The sequence below is a fragment of the Novosphingobium profundi genome, assembly GCF_018491765.1.
GTDB classification, from domain to species: Bacteria; Pseudomonadota; Alphaproteobacteria; order Sphingomonadales; family Sphingomonadaceae; genus Novosphingobium; species Novosphingobium profundi.
This window is the reverse complement of the sequence record NZ_JABWCU010000025.1, coordinates 18914-34638: the sequence shown is the minus strand read 5'-3', so window position 1 is coordinate 34638 and position 15725 is coordinate 18914. Positions and strand designations below refer to the sequence as shown.

17 protein-coding genes and 1 riboswitch are annotated in these 15725 nt (G+C 65.2%); of the genes, 10 read left to right on the top strand and 7 right to left on the bottom strand.

Annotation, left to right across the window (positions count from 1 at the left end):
- Window positions 1-9 precede the first annotated feature (9 nt).
- Window positions 10-432 carry a DUF4019 domain-containing protein gene (locus HT136_RS23045; protein WP_214202185.1) on the top strand — a complete coding sequence of 141 codons (423 nt, stop codon included), beginning with the start codon at window positions 10-12 and terminating at the stop codon, window positions 430-432.
- A gap of 27 nt (window positions 433-459) precedes the next feature.
- Here HT136_RS23045 and HT136_RS23040 read toward each other — a convergent pair whose 3' ends face one another.
- The 6 genes from HT136_RS23040 to radC all read right to left on the bottom strand — a co-directional run bounded on the left by HT136_RS23040 (window position 460) and on the right by radC (window position 6780).
- On the bottom strand, window positions 460-1239 hold the full coding sequence (locus HT136_RS23040; RefSeq protein ID WP_214202184.1) for an SIMPL domain-containing protein: 780 nt from the start codon (window positions 1237-1239) through the stop codon (window positions 460-462).
- Between the two features lie 94 nt (window positions 1240-1333).
- Window positions 1334-2011, bottom strand: coding sequence for an orotidine-5'-phosphate decarboxylase (pyrF, locus tag HT136_RS23035; RefSeq protein ID WP_214202183.1), 678 nt, complete (start codon window positions 2009-2011; stop codon window positions 1334-1336).
- A complete protein-coding gene (locus HT136_RS23030) occupies window positions 2008-2385 on the bottom strand; it encodes a LapA family protein (protein ID WP_214202182.1) in 378 nt (125 codons plus the stop codon). The genes pyrF and HT136_RS23030 overlap by 4 nt, the downstream gene beginning before the upstream one ends.
- Window positions 2386-2536: 151 nt before the next feature.
- Entirely contained in the window at window positions 2537-3850 is a 1314-nt protein-coding gene (gene purB, locus HT136_RS23025) for an adenylosuccinate lyase (protein WP_214202181.1), read from the bottom strand.
- A 148-nt stretch (window positions 3851-3998) separates the two neighbouring features.
- Window positions 3999-5795 (bottom strand): SLC13 family permease, encoded by a 1797-nt coding sequence (locus HT136_RS23020; protein WP_214202180.1) that lies wholly within the window; start codon window positions 5793-5795, stop codon window positions 3999-4001.
- Between the two features lie 226 nt (window positions 5796-6021).
- The gene (radC, locus tag HT136_RS23015; RefSeq protein WP_214202179.1) at window positions 6022-6780 is read right to left on the bottom strand and encodes a RadC family protein; all 759 of its coding nucleotides are present in this window, start codon (window positions 6778-6780) and stop codon (window positions 6022-6024) included.
- A 52-nt stretch (window positions 6781-6832) separates the two neighbouring features.
- Here radC and HT136_RS23010 point away from each other — a divergent pair, with 52 nt between their 5' ends.
- The 9 genes from HT136_RS23010 to HT136_RS22970 all read left to right on the top strand — a co-directional run bounded on the left by HT136_RS23010 (window position 6833) and on the right by HT136_RS22970 (window position 14204).
- Window positions 6833-10102 carry an intermembrane phospholipid transport YdbH family protein gene (locus HT136_RS23010; protein ID WP_246544228.1) on the top strand — a complete coding sequence of 1090 codons (3270 nt, stop codon included), beginning with the start codon at window positions 6833-6835 and terminating at the stop codon, window positions 10100-10102.
- 92 nt (window positions 10103-10194) lie between these two features.
- Window positions 10195-10383 carry a YnbE family lipoprotein gene (locus tag HT136_RS26405; RefSeq protein WP_343222294.1) on the top strand — a complete coding sequence of 63 codons (189 nt, stop codon included), beginning with the start codon at window positions 10195-10197 and terminating at the stop codon, window positions 10381-10383.
- Window positions 10383-10784 carry a YdbL family probable chaperone protein gene (locus tag HT136_RS23000; RefSeq protein WP_246544225.1) on the top strand — a complete coding sequence of 134 codons (402 nt, stop codon included), beginning with the start codon at window positions 10383-10385 and terminating at the stop codon, window positions 10782-10784. Before HT136_RS26405 ends, HT136_RS23000 begins: the two co-directional genes overlap by 1 nt.
- Window positions 10785-11113: 329 nt before the next feature.
- Window positions 11114-11434, top strand: a complete 321-nt coding sequence (locus HT136_RS22995; RefSeq protein ID WP_214202177.1) for an AtpZ/AtpI family protein — start codon at window positions 11114-11116, stop codon at window positions 11432-11434.
- 60 nt (window positions 11435-11494) lie between these two features.
- A complete protein-coding gene (locus HT136_RS22990) occupies window positions 11495-12280 on the top strand; it encodes a F0F1 ATP synthase subunit A (protein ID WP_214202176.1) in 786 nt (261 codons plus the stop codon).
- A 51-nt stretch (window positions 12281-12331) separates the two neighbouring features.
- Window positions 12332-12559: a F0F1 ATP synthase subunit C gene (locus tag HT136_RS22985; protein ID WP_039394300.1), complete on the top strand. Its 228-nt coding sequence runs from the start codon at window positions 12332-12334 to the stop codon at window positions 12557-12559.
- Window positions 12560-12670: 111 nt separating this feature from the next.
- Window positions 12671-13165 (top strand): F0F1 ATP synthase subunit B family protein, encoded by a 495-nt coding sequence (locus HT136_RS22980; protein WP_214202175.1) that lies wholly within the window; start codon window positions 12671-12673, stop codon window positions 13163-13165.
- Window positions 13158-13739, top strand: coding sequence for a F0F1 ATP synthase subunit B family protein (locus HT136_RS22975; RefSeq protein WP_214202174.1), 582 nt, complete (start codon window positions 13158-13160; stop codon window positions 13737-13739). The genes HT136_RS22980 and HT136_RS22975 overlap by 8 nt, the downstream gene beginning before the upstream one ends.
- A 189-nt stretch (window positions 13740-13928) precedes the next feature.
- Window positions 13929-14204, top strand: a complete 276-nt coding sequence (locus HT136_RS22970) for a hypothetical protein (RefSeq protein ID WP_214202173.1) — start codon at window positions 13929-13931, stop codon at window positions 14202-14204.
- 69 nt (window positions 14205-14273) lie between these two features.
- Here HT136_RS22970 and HT136_RS22965 read toward each other — a convergent pair whose 3' ends face one another.
- Window positions 14274-15368 (bottom strand): 5-methyltetrahydropteroyltriglutamate--homocysteine S-methyltransferase, encoded by a 1095-nt coding sequence (locus HT136_RS22965; protein WP_214202172.1) that lies wholly within the window; start codon window positions 15366-15368, stop codon window positions 14274-14276.
- Window positions 15369-15444: 76 nt separating this feature from the next.
- Window positions 15445-15671, bottom strand: a riboswitch (cobalamin riboswitch).
- Between the last annotated feature and the right edge of the window lie 54 nt (window positions 15672-15725).

Genomic DNA, 15725 nt, shown 5'->3' with positions numbered 1-15725 from the left:
TTACCCGCAATGAATCGCCTGGCCCGCCTTCTAGTCCCATTTGCCGTCGCTGCAACGCTCGCCGGCTGCAACATCAAGCAGTCGTTCGAAAAGGCGGACGCGGCGATCGGGACCTTTCACGCCGACCTCGCGGCGGGCTCCTACGACCGCATCTGGATGACGGCCGATCCCGACTTGCGCCAGTCCAGTTCGAAGGCCGACTTCGAGAAGCTCCTCCAAGCCGTCCACGACAAGCTGGGGGCGGTCAAGGAAACCAAGCAGACCGGCTGGAACACCAACGCCACGACGGGGGGGACGTACCTGACCGCGGTCATGCAGACCACGTTCGAGAAAGGCACGGGCACCGAGCAGTTTACCTACCGCAAGGGCAAGGACGACACCGTGACGCTGGTGAACTACGCCATCGATTCGCGCGACATGATGCTCAACTGATCCTGCCGCGCGGATCGTGCATGGCGATCAGGGCGCGAGTTCGAACTGGACCGAAACGTCGGCGGTGATTTCCAGTTCACCGGCGGCCACGGGCGCCGGGGCGGCTTCGGCGGCCATCATCTTGCGCGGCGCCATGGCCATGGGAGGCGAATAGCCGCCGGTCTCGGCGATAGAGACGATCCGAACGACGCGCATCCCGGCGGCCTTGGCATAGAGATCCGCCCGCTGGCGCGCGGCCTGGATCGCGGCGGTGCGCGCCTCGTCCTGCGCCGCGTCGGGTTGCGAGAGTGTGAAGTTGGGGCCGTTGACCTCGTTGGCGCCGGCCGAAACGAGCGCGTCGATCACCTTGCCGAAGTCGTCGAGCTTGCGCTGGCGCACCGAGACGGTGTTGTTGACCTGGTAACCGGTGATCTTGCGCTCGCTGGCGTCGTAGCTGCCGTCGGGCTTGCGCGCGGGGTTCTGGTAGACCGGGCTCACGTTGAGATTGCTGGTCTGCACATCCTTGTCGGCGATCCCGGCGCGTTTGAGGGCGGCAAAGACCGCGTTCATCGCGCGCGAATTCTCGGCAAGCGCCGCGCTCGCACTGGCGCCTTGCGTGGTTACGCCCGCGCTGAAAGTCGCCATGTCGGGTTCGCGGTTCGAGGTGCCCTGGGCGGAGATCGTCAGGAGCGTGTGGCCGGGCGCGATCGCGGCGGGGGCGGCATCCTGTGCATGGGCGCCGGCGGGCAGGGCCAACGCGCCGGCGATGCAAGCCAGAGGGCTGGCCAAGGTCAGGGCAGCGCCGGCCAGCAGGGAATTCGGTTTCATCAGTCGCACTCCATCATCCTCTCGGGGGACAGTTTCAACGAACTGCCCGCAAGGATGTTTCGTGCGCCTGAATGAAACCGAAAAGGCGCTTCTATTAAAGTGTTTCCTCGATCGCGCGGGCGGCGGCCAGCGGATCCTCGGCGCCCCGGATCGGACGGCCGACGACCAGCAGGCTGGCGCCGTTGTCGCGCGCCTCGCGCGGGGAGACGATGCGCTTCTGGTCGGCCAGCTTGCTGTCGGGCAGGCGCAGGCCGGGCACGACGAAGTAGCCGTCCTTCCACTGCTTGTGGATCGCACCGACTTCGTGGCCCGAACAGACGATCCCGTCGAGACCGGCGGCTTGCGAGAGTTCGGCAAGACGCAGGGCCTGCTCCATCGGATCGGCCTTGATGCCGATCGCGGTGAGGTCGTCGTCGTCGAGGCTGGTCAGCACGGTGACGGCCACGACCTTGGTGTTCTCGCCCGCAGCGGCCTTGGCATCCTCCATCATCGCGCGCCCGCCCGCGGCGTGGATCGTCACGACGGCAGGGTTGAGCGTGTTGATCGCCTGCATCGCGGCGGCGACGGTGTTGGGGATGTCGTGGAGCTTGAGGTCGAGAAAGATCGGCAGGCCGATCTTCTGCAGTTCGCGCACGCCGTGGTGGCCATGGGCGCAGAAGAATTCGAGCCCGAGCTTGATCCCGCCGACGTGGTCCTTGACCTTGCGCGCCAGCGCTTCGGCGGCATCGAGGCGGGGAACGTCGAGGGCGAGGTAGACGGGGTTGTGGCTCATGGCGTGTCGGTATCCGGGCTCAGTTGGGCGGTTGTTGTTCTGTCATCGCTCGTCGCGGACGAGACGCTCGCAGCAGAGGCGATCGGCTCGCCCGTTTCATTGATCGAAGGCATGGAACTGGCGCGCAGCGTGTTTTCGAGGCTGGCGATGCGGCGGTTCAGCCGCCAGCGCACCGCTCGGAAATAGAGCCAGACCGGAAGCATGCCGAGCAGGAAGAAGAAGATCGCGACGAAGCCGACCGGCCAGTCGAAATGGATGTAGTTGCCATCGTCGAGTGGCCAGAAGTTTACCGGCACCTTGGTCCAGTTCATCGCGATGAAGGCGACCAGGATGGCCGTGGTCACGATCCATGAAATGCTGCGAACGGCTTTCATGCTTGCTCCTGCTTCCCGTTGCGTGATCGGCTTGCGGATCGCGTCAGGGCGACCCGTGCCTTCGTGCCAAACCACGATGCTAGGACCGAAACCGGGGCATGGAAAGCCCCGGCTCGATTCCGCGCTCGCCGTCGGCTGCGGCGCTCCGGCCTCAGGCGCCGAAGACGCGTTCGAAGATCGTGTCGACGTGCTTGAAGTGGTAGTCGAGGTTGAACTTCTCCTCGATCTGCGCAGGCGTCAGGGCCGCGGCCACTTCCTCGTCGGCCTTGAGCAGCTCCATGAGGCTGAGCTGGCCGTCCGATTCCCACACCTTCATCGCGTTGCGCTGGACGAGGCGGTAGGAGGTGTCGCGCGAGAGACCCGCCTGCGTCAGCGCAAGCAGGACGCGCTGCGAGTGGACGAGGCCGCCCATGCGGTCGAGGTTCTTCTGCATGCGCTCGGGGTAGACGAGCAGCTTGTCGATGACGCCGGTCAGGCGTGCGAGCGCGAAGTCGAGGGTGATCGTCGCGTCGGGTCCGATGAAGCGCTCGACCGAAGAGTGCGAGATGTCGCGCTCGTGCCACAGCGCCACGTTTTCCATGGCGGGCATCGCGTAGGAGCGGATGATGCGTGCCTGGCCGGTGAGGTTCTCGGTGAGGATGGGGTTGCGCTTGTGCGGCATGGCCGACGAGCCCTTCTGGCCCGGCGAGAAGTATTCCTCGGCCTCGAGCACTTCGGTGCGCTGGAGGTGGCGCACTTCGACGGCGAGGCGCTCGATCGAGCTGGCGATCACGCCCAGCGTCGCGAAGAACATCGCGTGGCGGTCGCGCGGGATGACCTGCGTCGAAACCGGCTCGACCTCGAGGCCCATCTTTTCGGCAACGTAGACTTCGACGGCGGGATCGACATTGGCGAATGTGCCCACGGCGCCCGAGATCGCGCAGGTCGCGACTTCCTCGCGCGCGGCGATGAGGCGCTTCTTCGCGCGGGTGAATTCGGCGTAGGCCTCGGCGAGCTTGAGGCCGAAGGTCACCGGCTCGGCATGGATGCCGTGGCTGCGGCCGATCGAGGGGGTGTACTTGTGCTCCATCGCGCGGCGCTTGATTGCGGCGAGGAGGTCGTCGAGGTCAGCGAGCAGGATGTCGGCGGCTCGCACGAGCTGGACGTTGAGCGTGGTGTCGAGCACGTCGGAGCTGGTCATGCCCTGGTGCATGAAGCGCGCCTCGGGGCCGACCTGTTCGGCAACCCAGTCGAGGAAGGCGATCACGTCGTGCTTGAGGATCGCTTCCTTGGCGTCGATCGCCTCGACGTCGACCTTGGGGTTGGTGTTCCACCAGTCCCACAGTGCCTTGCCGGCGGCTTCGGGCACGGTACCCATCTCGCCCATCTTCACGGCGGCGTGTGCCTCGATCTCGAACCAGATGCGGTAGCGCGCTTCGGGCTCCCAGATCGCGGTCATGGCGGGGCGGGCGTAACGGGGGACCATGCAAGAACTCCTTTGGCTGACGCGTGCAGCCGCTAGGGTTCCTTGCCGCGAAAGGCAAGGGGAAGGCGCGTGCGCAGCGCCGGCGTCATGGATTTTTCGGGGGTGTCCGGCGCGGCTCCGGCACTGAGGGTGCCGAAGCCGCGTGGAATCAGAAAGGCCAGATCAGCGGAATTGCGATCAGGGTCGTGATGGCGACCACCAGCGTCAGGGGGAAGCCGTACTTGTAGAAGTCGGTGAACTTGTAGCCGCCCGCGCTGTAGACGAGCGTGTTGGTCTGGTAGCCGATCGGAGTCAGGAAGCTGGCCGATGCGGCGAACATGACCGCCACGGCGAAGGGCCGGGGGTCGACGCCGAGCGAATGCGCGAGCTGTATCCCGATCGGCGTCACCACGACCGCGACCGCGTTGTTGGTCACCAGCTCGGTCAGGACCAGGCTGACGAGGTAGATCGCCGCGAGGCCGGCGATCGGGCCCGCCTTGCCGAGATAGGGACTGGCGAAGCTGACGAGCGTCTCGACGAGGCCGGATCGCTCGAGCGCCGTCCCGATCGAGAGCATCGCCACGATCAGCGCGATGATGCGCCAGTCGACCGCGCGGAAGGCTTCCTCGGGTTCGACGCAGCGCGCGCCGAGCACGACGGCGACGCCCATTACCGCAAGGCCCGCGAGCGGCATGACGTCGAACGCGGCGGCGATGACCACGCCAACCATCGTCGCGACCGCGATCCAGGCCTTGTTGCGGCGGAAACCGCGCGTCGTGGGTTCGGCGATGTTGACCAGTTGCTGGTCCTCGACCAGGCGTCGAAGGTCCTCGGGCGCGCCCTCGATGAGCAGCGTGTCGCCCACCTGAAGGGGCACGCGCTCGAAACGGTCCTCGAGATTGGTGCCCTTGCGGTGCAGCGCGATCGGGTAGACACCGTAGCGGCGGCGCAGGCGCAAGTCGAACAAGGTGTGCCCGATGATCTCGGCGCCGGGCGCGAGCAGCGTTTCGACCATGATCGAATTGCGCGTCGAGAGCTGGACGAGGTGCGGGTCGGTGGTGGACGCGGCGGCCATGCGCAGGCGTCCGTTTTCCTTGAGCGACATGAGATCGCTCGCCGAAGTGCGCAGGACGAGGATGTCGCCTTCTTCCAGCGTGTGCGCGGACAGGTTGCGGCGCAGCGAATCGTCGCCGCGCAGAACGTCGACGAGGCGGCGTTCGCTGCGCGAGAGCAGGTCGATCGTCTTGGGCGACTGGCCGATGTAGGGCGAGCCTTCCTCGATGAAGATGGAGACGACGAAGCGCTTGTTGTCGCTCACGCTGCCCAGGCTTGCGACGGTCTGGCGGTCGGGCAGCATCTTGTTCGAAACCGCCAGCCAGATCACGCCGACGACCGCGACGATGAGGCCGACGGGCGCGATCTCGAACAGCCCGAAGGGGGCAAGCCCGGCGCGGCGCGCGACGCCGTCGACAAGGATGTTGGTCGAGGTGCCGAGCAGCGTGACGGTGCCGCCGAGCACCGCCGCGAAGGAAATCGGCATCAGGATACGCGAGGCAGGGATACCCAGCTCGCGTGCGATCGAGATGCCGACCGGGATCATCATCATCACCAGCGGGGTGTTGTTGGTGAAGGCGGAGATGGTCGCGATCAGGCCCAGAAACACGCAGATCGAGAGGAACGGGCGCGTTTTGCCCATGCCGGTGATGCTGTTCGAAAAAAAGTCGAGCGCGCCCGTGCGCACGAGCGCGGAGGACATGATGAACATGCTCACGATGGTGAGCGGGGCAGGATTGCCCATCGCGTCGAGCACGTCGTCGGTGGCGATCACGCCCAGGACGAGGAGGATGGCGACAAGGCCCAGGGCAACGACTTCGGGGGCGGCCACTTCGAACGCGAAGGCCAGGAACAGTAATACAAGCAAGGGAGCCATGACCACTGGCGTGGCCAGATCGAAACCGAAATGCATCCGTACCCCTACGATTGGCGTCGGAGTTCGACGCGACGGGCAAGGGTCTAGCGGCAATTGTGCACTGCGCAAAGCCCTTGTTTACTACAAAAAAAGTTGAATTGATTGTCGGGGATTTAGAATTTCTTGGATTGCATGGCGGCGCATTTTTCGCCCGGTCTGGCGCAGCATTGTTTCCACCCTCGCGATGAAGGGACGTTGGCGGAAGACGGCCGGCAGTATTTGGTCAGATGAGGCCCTTTGCACGCAGCGAGACATGACCCTCGCGACCGATCACCACGTGGTCGTGGACGGCGACGCCGAGCAGGCGTCCGGCCTCGGCGATGCGGTTGGTGATCTCGATGTCGGCCCGGCTGGGTTCGGGCGAACCGGAGGGGTGATTGTGTACAAGGATCAGTGCCGAGGCGCCGATGTCGAGCGCGCGGCGGATTACCTCGCGTGGGTGGATCGCGGCTTCGTCGATCGAGCCTTCGCCGACGAGGTCGTCAAGAATCAGCATGTTCTTGGTGTTGAGGTAGAGCACGCGCACGCGCTCGAGCGTGAGGTGCGCCATGTCGATCGTGAGGTAGTCGATCAGCGCCTGCCACGAACCGATCACCGGCGCTTCGCGAACCTTCTGGCGGGCCAGACGGGTGGCGGCGACGGTGACGATGCGCAGCGCGGCGGCGGTCGCCTCGCCCATGCCGGGATGCGCTGCCAGCGTGCGCGGGTCGGCCTGGAGAACGCCGGCAAGAGTGCCGAAACGCTGGAGCAGGCTGCGCGCAAGCGGCTTCATGTCGCGGCGGGGAACCGCCTGCATCAGCAGCAGTTCAATGATCTCATGATCGCCAAGAGCATCTGGCCCACCCCCGATGAGGCGCTGACGCAGGCGCGCCCGGTGTCCCGAAGGATCGGTCCCGGACGAAGGTTCGGCGCGCCTCGCGTCGCGGGCGTTCGCCGCGTGACGTGCGGTCGGTTCAGGAAAGAGGGGGGTATCGTCAGGCATTGTCGTGCAGACAATTGCCTTTCTGCCGCGCTCAGCGCAAGTGATGGAGCGAATGGCGCTAGATAGTGAACAAAGTGAAAGCGGTGCGGCTTGGCAGGGCGCGGCTGCGCAGGAGTCTTCGCAGGCGCAGCGTCGGCGCCGGCGCTGGCGAATCGGTCTCGCGATTGGCCTGGTCGCGGCGGCCGGATTCGGCACCGCCTGGATCGAGCGCAAGGACATTGCCCATAATCTCGTCGAGCGCGAACTGACCGCATTGGGGCTCCCGGCCACTTATGAGATCGTGCGGATCGGCACGGACGAGCAGGTCGTGCGCAACGTCGTCATCGGCAACCCTTCGCGGCCCGATCTGACGATCGAGGAAATCCGCATCGACACCGATCTTGGTTTCGGGTGGCCGGGGATCGGTCGCGTCACGCTCGTGCGCCCGCGCCTTTACGGACGTGTTCACGGCGGGGAGGTGAGCTTCGGCTTTCTCGACCGGGTGCTGTTCGATCGCCGGGACTCTTCCACGCCCGCCGGCCTGCCCGACCTGGATGTCGCGATCGTCGATGGGCGTGCCTTGGTCGAAACCGACGCCGGTCGGGTGGGCGTGAGCCTGGCGGGGGCCGGCGGTCTGCGTGGCGGCTTCACGGGTGAACTGGGTGCCACGGCGCGCGGCCTCGACTACGGTGGGTGCCGCAGTGGCCCCGCGAGCGTCTATGGCAAGCTGAGCGTCTCGCATGGTCAGCCGCGGCTGGTCGGGCCTGTACGGCTCGAATCGCTGGGTTGCTCGGACAAGGACCTTTCGATCGCCAAGGCGGGGCTCAATCTTGACTTGACGCTCGACGAGACGCTCGACGGCGGCAAGGCCGATTTCGGGCTCGCGAGCAAGGCGCTGCGCATGGCGCAGGCGCGCTTCTCGGCCCTCGAGGGTACGGGGCAGGCGACCTATCGCAAGGGCGCGCTGAACGCGCGCTACGATCTCACCGCGCGCAATCCGGCGATTCCGGCGCTGCGACTTTCCTCGCTGGAACTGAGCGGAACTGCGCGCGCCAAGCGCCAGTTCAGCTCGCTCGTTCTCGAGGCGGACCTTTCCGGCCGCGACGTGACGCCGGGGGTGCAAGTGGTCGCCGCGCTTGGCAAGGGGCGTGACGCCGCGCAGGGAACTTTCGCGGCCTCGCTGGTCGATAAGCTGCGCGCCAACCTTGCCAGCCAGTTGAAGGGCAGTCGCTTTGCCGCCCGTATCGTTGCGCGCCATAACGGCGCCGATGCGGGCGCAGTGCGCCGGGGCGATGGCGAGGGTACGGACAAGGGCGAGGGGCAGAGCGGCACGAGCATCGTCGTGCCGCAGGCGAGCGTGCGCACGGCCGGCGGGGTGAGCCTGCTCGAAGTTTCGCGCGTCCAGGCCATGCTCTCCGCGGGCTTGCCGCGGATTTCGGGTAACTTCGTGACTTCCGGCCCCGGCCTTCCGGCGATGACCGGCCGCATGGAGATGGAAGGTGCGGGCGCGGCGGCGTTCCATGTGCAAATGGCCGATTATCGCCAGGGCGCCGACCATTTGCAGGTGCCCGATCTCGTCATTCGCCAGGACCGCAAGGGCGACCTGACGATGGTCGGCGAAGTGCGCCTCGGCGGTGCGCTGCCGGGAGGGTCGGTCGAAAATCTGGCGATGCCGCTCGCGGCGCACTGGGGGGCGAACGGCGATCTCGCGCTCTGGCCTTCGTGCACGACGATGACCTTCGACAGCCTGAAGGTCGCCAATCTGGCGCTCGACCGCGACCGCCTTTCGCTCTGCCCGGCGACCGGTTCGGCGATCGCGCATCTGGATAGCAAGGGGTTCCGGCTTGCGGCGGGCACGCCATCGCTGGCCTTGTCGGGCCATCTCGGCGAATCGCCCATCGCGCTCAAGAGCGGGGCGGTCGGGATCGCTTACCCGGGCACGCTCACCGCGCGCGACGTCAATGTGGCGCTTGGCCCGCAGGAGGCGCCCTCGCGCTTCACGATCGCCAACCTCGATGCGCTGCTGACCGGAGATGTGTCCGGCACCTTCGAGGACGCCGATGTGGCGCTTGCGGCGGTGCCGCTCGACCTCCACAAGGCGGCCGGGCACTGGCGCTTCGCCAAGGGCGTGCTCGCGCTCGAGGACGCGGGCTTCGAACTGGTCGATCGCGCCAAGACGAGCCGTTTCCATCCGCTTATTGCGCGAGGGGCCTCGCTGACCTTGTCGAACAACGTCATCGAGGCGGACGCGACCTTGCGTGAGCCGGTCTCGGACCGCGCCGTGGTGCGGGCCGACATCGTTCACGATCTGGGCACGATGCGCGGGCATGCCGACCTTCGTGTCGACGATCTCAAGTTTGGCAAGGCGCTGCAACCCGACCAGCTTGCCGACAGCGTCAAGGGTCTGGTTTCCTCGCTCAAGGGCGATGTGCACGGCACGGGCCGGATCGATTGGAACGGGGATCGCATCACCAGCCGCGGGCGGTTCGCCAGCGACGGCCTCGACTTCGCCGCGCCCTTCGGGCCGGTGCAGGGGCTCTCGGGCGAAGTCGTCTTCACCGATCTCCTGGGCATGGTTACCGCGCCCGACCAGAGGCTCAAGGTGGCTTCGATCAATCCCGGCATCGAGGTCAACGACGGGGTGATCTCCTTCGAGATGGAGCCCAACTATCGGCTCGTCGTCAATGGCGCGACCTGGCCCTTCATGCAGGGCACCTTGAAGCTGCAGCCGACCACGATGACGGTCGGCGCGGTCGAGACGCGGCGCTATACGCTGACGGTGACCGGGCTCGATGCCGCGAGCCTCGTGCGCCAGATGGAACTGGGCAACGTTTCGGCAAGCGGCGTTTTCGACGGGGAATTGCCGATCGTCTTCGACGAAAAGGGCGGGCGGATCGAGGGCGGAACGCTGGTGGCGCGCGATCCGGGTGGCAACGTGGCCTATGTCGGTGCACTGACTTACGAAGACCTCTCGGCCATGGGCAACTTTGCCTTCGATGCACTCAAATCGGTCGATTACAAGACGATGAAGGTCGTTCTTGACGGATCACTTTCGGGCGAGATCATCACCCGCATCCAATTCAGCGGCGTAAGCCAGGGGGCAGGGGCAAAGCGCAATTTCCTGACGCGGCAGGTGGCCAAGTTGCCGATCCGCTTCATCGTCAACATCAAGGCGCCGTTCTTCCAGCTCTTCGGGAACATGCGCTCGCTTTACGATTCGAATTATGTCGCCGATCCGCGCGCGCTCGGGCTCGTGGGCAAGGACGGCAAATCCCCCGCAAAAGACGGCGCGGTCGCTCCGTTCATCTCCATTCAGCCTCCAGTCAGCGAGGACACACCATGATCACGTGCAAATTGACCCCAACCTTCCGGCCTGCAAGAAGCGGCTCTCGAACAAGGAGCAAGACGCTGAGGCAGCTGGATCGAGAAGGGTCCGTGGTCCGGACTTTCGGACTGGCGGGATTGGTGCTGGGGGCGATCCCTGCGCTTGGAGGTTGCGTGAACGTGTCCGCGCCCGACAAGCCGATCGTGATCGAGCTCAACATCAATATCCGCCAGGAGGTCATCTACCGCCTTGCCGCCGATGCCGCGAACACGATTGAGGAAAACCCGGAGATCTTCTGATGCGTAGCTTTATGGTCAAACCTTTTGCCGCCACGGCGCTCGCCCTGACCGCGATGGGTGCGCTCGGCTTCGCGGCGAGCGCCGGCGCGCAGTCGCGCGACCCCGCCTATTCCGCCGCCCGCGCAGCGGGCAAGGTCGGCGAGCAGCGCGACGGTTATCTTGGTGTGGTGGGCGAGCAGGGCAACGACATCCGGGCCATGGTGCGCGACATCAACAACAAGCGCCGCGCGCTTTACACCTCGAAGGCCGCAAGCCTGTCGAGCACGATCGACGAATACGCCTTCACCACGGCGTGCCGACTTATCGCCGAGACGGTTCCGGGCGAAAAGTACCAGGCTCCCGACGGCAGTTGGAAGACGCGCGGCTCGGGCGCGCCCGAACGCGATCCGAAGTGTCCCTGAAGCGGTCGGTCCGCCGTCGCGAATCATTGTCTTCGACTTAGGTATTAGCAAGGGCCTCTTTCCAAATTCCGGAAAGGGGCCCGCGTCGTTAGGGGCATTTGACTTTCGGGTTGCCGCGGCGACGCTTTTCTCCCGATGGCACGAGGCGTTATCGCTAACTTCGAAATCGCCATCCGTGGTGCGCAAATGACCGCAGACATGGATGGATGGTTCGTCACGTGTCTGCCATGGTTGACTCGGGAATAGCCCCACCCTAAGGGGGCGGCGCCCACGACGGGCAACTGTCGAACGCGTCACCCGTTCCTGATTGAAAAAAGGAGCAATCTGGCATGAGCGACAAGGAACCCGTCCAAGGCCCTGTTGGCGAAGATGCCCGCATTCAGGCGCTCGACGAACGGTTGAAGGACCTTCGCGGGCGCGAGGAGGCGCGGAATCGTCCGAAGGCAGGCGTGGAGGCCGATGAGAACTATCGCATCGGAAACCGCGTCCTTTCGGAGCTGTTGGGGGGACTTGCTGGCGGTCTGTTCCTGGGGTGGCTCATCGACCACTTCGCGGGTACAAGCCCCTGGGGTCTGTTGGGGATGATGTTCTTCGGAATATTCATTGCCTTCAGGAACATTATACGGATTACGAACCGGCGCCCGGACTGAACCCATTATAGGGGGGATTTGGGACAGGCGCTGCCGTTCACAGGCGACAGGGATATTCGCGTGGCAGCCGAAGCGAAGGTCGATCCGATGCACCAGTTCACCATCGAGCCGCTTTTCGGCTCGGGTCACTGGTCCATCGCGGGGTATAATATCGCCTTTACGAACAGTGCGCTCTGGATGGCGATCGCCACCGTTGCGCTTTTCATCTTCGTGGCAGGGGGCTCGAAGCGCCAGCTCGTTCCCGGCCGCTGGCAGATGGCGGTGGAAACCTTCACCGGCTTCATTGATGGCATGCTGGCCGCCAACGTTGGCCCCAACGGCAAGAAGTATGTGCCCTACATCTTCTCGCTGTTCATGTTCATCCTGTTCGCCAACGTGCTCGGCCTTCTGCCGATCGGCGTGTTCGGCGTGCACGCCTTCACCTTCACCAGCCATTTCTCGGCGACCGGTGTTCTGGCGGTGATGTCCTTCGCGATCGTGCTGATCGTCGGCTTCGCCAAGCACAAGCTGCACTTCTTCTCGCTCTTCGTGCCGCATGGTACGCCCGCGATGATGGTGGTTCCGATCTTCTTCGTTGAACTCGTCTCGTTCCTGGTGCGTCCGTTCAGCCTTGGCCTTCGTCTCTTCGTCGCGATGATGGCCGGCCACGTCCTGCTCGAGGTGCTGTCCAGCTTCGTCATTGACTCGGGCAACGCCAACATCGGCCTGTTCGCGATCGCGGGCGTGCCCAGCTTCATCCTGATGGTCGGCATCTGCGCGCTCGAGCTGCTGGTTGCCGGTATCCAGGCCTACGTTTTCGCTCTTCTCACCTGCGTCTATCTCAACGACGCCGAGAATCTTCACTGATCTCACGTTTTACCGCTCAATCATTCGGGCATACCAAAGGGAGTTTTTGAAATGGACGCAGAAGCTGCAAAGCTGCTTGGTGCAGGTTTCGCCGCTATCGGTGCTGGCCTCGCCTCGATCGGCGTGGGCAACGTGTTCGCCAAGTTCCTCGAAGGCGCGCTGCGCAACCCCGGCGCTGCCGACGCGCAGCAGGGCCGTCTCTTCATCGGCTTCGCCGGTGCCGAGCTTCTGGGCCTGCTTTCGTTCGTTATCGCTGCTCTGCTGATCTTCGCTGCGTAATCGCGGCGGATCCAAAGCACATTGATCCGCGTCCGGCAGGCCTGGCCCTTTGGCAGGCGGGCCGGACGCGGAACGATATTTTCCCGGCCACCTCGACCACAGGGCTGACCCATGCCTCAGATCGAACAGCTTGCCGCAACCTATTCCAGCCAGATCTTCTGGATCCTGGTGTTCTTCGGCTTCACCTTCTTCGTCATCGGACGGGGTATGGTGCCGAAGGTCATGGATACGGTCGCGAAGCGCGACAACCAGATTGCCGACGACCTTCTTGCCGCCGAACGCGCGCGCAAGCAGGCGGATGCCGAAGAGGAATCCTGGCGCCAGCGTGAAAACGCCAACCGCGCCCAGGCCCACGCCCTGATCGCCGAGGCCCGCGCAACGGCCGCCACCGAGACCGAGCAGCGTCTTGCTGCCGCTCAGGCGACCATCGATGGCAAGATTGCCGATGCGGAAGCTGGCATCGCTGCCGCCCGCAAGGCCGCTGCCGCCGAAATCGAGACGGTAGCTGCCGAAGCGACCCGTGATATCATCGGCCGTGTCGCCGGTCTCTCGCTCGACGAGGGCCAGGTCCGCGCCGCTGTGAAGGAGAACCTGGTCCATGGCTGATCGCGCTGAAGTCCAGACGTCTCTGGATCAGAAGGGGGCGACTGTGGCGGGTGCTACCGACACGCACGCGAGCGTCGAGCACCACGCCGAGCCGATGCTGCTGGGCTTTGCCCCGCCGGCCTTCGTCGTCAGTTCTTCGATGATCGTGCTGCTGCTGATCGCGCTGTGGAAGGGCGTTCCCAAGGCCATCGGCCGGGGCCTCGATTCCCGCATCGCCGACATCAAGGCGCAGCTCGAGGAAGCGAAGACCCTGCGCGCCGAGGCGGAAGCCCTGCGCAAGGAATATGCGGACAAGATCGCCGGGGCCGAAAAGGACGCGGCAGCCATGCTTGACCACGCTCGCAAGGAATCGCTGGCGATCGTGGCCAAGGCCGAAGCCGACACGGCGGACGTGATCGCCCGCCGCGAGAAGATGGCGCAGGACAAGATCGGCGCGGCCGAACTCGCCGCCGTCTCCGAGCTGCGCGCCGTCGCGGCCGATGCCGCCACCGCGGCCGCACGCGAGCTGATCGCGGGGAACCACTCGGCCGATGCCGACAAGGTGCTGGTCAACCAGGCCATCTCCGGCATCTGACAAGCGCCGGGAACTGGGTTCTCGGACAACAAAAAAGGCCCCCGTCTTCCGACGGGGGCTTTTTTGTTGGCGGGCCTCGCCCGTCATCGCGGCTGCGATCAGCTCGCGCCCGGCCGCAGTTCTATTTCTTCTCCGATGAATCGAACGGCAATACCGCTGCGGGCCTGAGCAAGCGGGACCAATACGGTCGTGGCATCGCCCTCCGAGCTGATCCTCACGCAGGTGACGCCCAGGGAGGGGCGTCGTGAGGCCCGCGTCGGCAGCCTGAACATCGCTGGTGCGAAGTCGGGCGTGATGGACAAGGGCCGGATCGCGTTCAGCTACAAGGAAGTTCGCCCCGGCGTCTATCTCGTCGAAACCGAGCAGCCCCTTGAAGCGGGCGAATACGGGTTCCTCTATGCGCTGTCCGGTTCCGGCTCGGCCGGCGCGATGACCGCGCGAATCTTCGATTTCTCGGTCAACTGACACGCATTCGAGCAAGGGTGCCGGGGAGCCTGCACGCGGCGTGCAGGCTCCCCGGCCGGATTCAAGCGATCAGGCTTCGCCCCAGATCGTCTCGGCGACCTTGACGACGAGTTCGAGCTTGCGTCGCTGGTCGTCGACGGTGAGTGCGTTGCCGTGCTCGGTCGAGGAGAAGCCGCACTGGGGCGCGATGCCGAGCTGGTCGATGTCGACGAACTTGCTGGCGGCTTCGAACTGGCGCTGGATCGCGTCGATCGGTTCGAGCTCGGGCGTCTTGGTCGTGATGAAGCCGGCCATGATGCGCTTGTCGCCCTTGGGCAGCAGCGCGAGCGGCTCGAGGCCACCAGCCCGGTCGGTGTCGTATTCCATGAAGTAGATGTCGACGTCGGTGCCGTTGAAGATGGCATCGGCCGCCGCGTCGTAGCCGCCGCTGGCGGCCCAGGTGCTGCGGAAGTTGCCGCGGCACATGTGCATCCCGATCGCCATGTCGGCGGGACGGTCCTTGATCGCCTCGTTCAGCATCCAGGCGTAACGGCGGATCAGGTCGTCGGGATCCTGGCCCATCGCCTTGCGCTCCTCGCGCTGCTTGGGGTCGCCGAGGTAGGCGAAGAAGATGTCGTCCATCTGCAGGTAGCGGCAACCAGCGGCGTAGTAGGCCTCGACTGCGGCTTTGTAGGTCGCCGCGATATCGGCCATCAGCACGTCGGGATCGCGGTATTCGGCGGGCAGGACGTCTTGCGGGTCGGTGCGGAAATGGACGCAGGAGGGGCCCGGGATCGAAATCTTCGGGCAGACCTTGGTATGCTCCTTCACGAAGGTGAAGTGCTCGAGCATCGGGTGATCGGCAGGGAAGCCGAGCTTGCCGGTGATCACCGGGCGCACCGGCGGGATTTTGACGCCGTGGAACTGCACGCCTTCCTCGCGGGTGCGCATCTCCATGCCATCGAGCATGCCCATGAAGTCGAAGTGCCAGAAGGCGCGGCGCGCCTCGCCATCGGTGACGACCTTGAGGCCGACCTCTTCCTGCATGCGGATGAGATCGGGGATGGCGGCATCCTCGGCGGCGCGCAGGACGGCAGGCTCGGCACCTTCGGCGCGCGCGCGGGCGATACCCTCGGGGCGCAGGAGGCTGCCGACATGGTCGGCGCGGAAACGGGGCTTGGACATAGGCAAATGACCCTTGTTGTTGGTCCATGGCACGCGTGGCCCTTCGCCACGCGCGTGGCTGCTCCGGCCTCTCGGGGAGGCGGAGCGTGTCGAAGGCAGGTCTCCTGGCTTTGCGGGTCGCTACGTCCTGGCCGGGCCTTCCCGGTGCGATTGCACCCGTGGCGCGACAAGGGCCGGGACGCTCACCGCTTACAGTTGCGGGGGCAGCGCCGGATTCCGTTGCGCAAAGGCAACGCCACCGGCTTCCCGTCTTAGCCCCGCGCCTGGAAAAGGGGGCGGGGAACCTCGACGGATCCGGTTAGAGAGCAAGGTTCGGGAGAGGTCAAGAAGGACATAAAGAAATCTTTATATCCTTCT

Coding starts and splice junctions, on each gene's coding strand:
- HT136_RS23045 (WP_214202185.1), top strand. CDS start 10: ATGAATCGCCTGGCCCGCCTTCTAGTCCCATTTGCCGTCGCTGCAACG.
- HT136_RS23040 (WP_214202184.1), bottom strand. CDS start 1,239: ATGAAACCGAATTCCCTGCTGGCCGGCGCTGCCCTGACCTTGGCCAGC.
- pyrF (WP_214202183.1), bottom strand. CDS start 2,011: ATGAGCCACAACCCCGTCTACCTCGCCCTCGACGTTCCCCGCCTCGAT.
- HT136_RS23030 (WP_214202182.1), bottom strand. CDS start 2,385: ATGAAAGCCGTTCGCAGCATTTCATGGATCGTGACCACGGCCATCCTG.
- purB (WP_214202181.1), bottom strand. CDS start 3,850: ATGGTCCCCCGTTACGCCCGCCCCGCCATGACCGCGATCTGGGAGCCC.
- HT136_RS23020 (WP_214202180.1), bottom strand. CDS start 5,795: ATGCATTTCGGTTTCGATCTGGCCACGCCAGTGGTCATGGCTCCCTTG.
- radC (WP_214202179.1), bottom strand. CDS start 6,780: ATGCCTGACGATACCCCCCTCTTTCCTGAACCGACCGCACGTCACGCG.
- HT136_RS23010 (WP_246544228.1), top strand. CDS start 6,833: ATGGCGCTAGATAGTGAACAAAGTGAAAGCGGTGCGGCTTGGCAGGGC.
- HT136_RS23000 (WP_246544225.1), top strand. CDS start 10,383: ATGCGTAGCTTTATGGTCAAACCTTTTGCCGCCACGGCGCTCGCCCTG.
- HT136_RS22995 (WP_214202177.1), top strand. CDS start 11,114: ATGAGCGACAAGGAACCCGTCCAAGGCCCTGTTGGCGAAGATGCCCGC.
- HT136_RS22985 (WP_039394300.1), top strand. CDS start 12,332: ATGGACGCAGAAGCTGCAAAGCTGCTTGGTGCAGGTTTCGCCGCTATC.
- HT136_RS22980 (WP_214202175.1), top strand. CDS start 12,671: ATGCCTCAGATCGAACAGCTTGCCGCAACCTATTCCAGCCAGATCTTC.
- HT136_RS22975 (WP_214202174.1), top strand. CDS start 13,158: ATGGCTGATCGCGCTGAAGTCCAGACGTCTCTGGATCAGAAGGGGGCG.
- HT136_RS22965 (WP_214202172.1), bottom strand. CDS start 15,368: ATGTCCAAGCCCCGTTTCCGCGCCGACCATGTCGGCAGCCTCCTGCGC.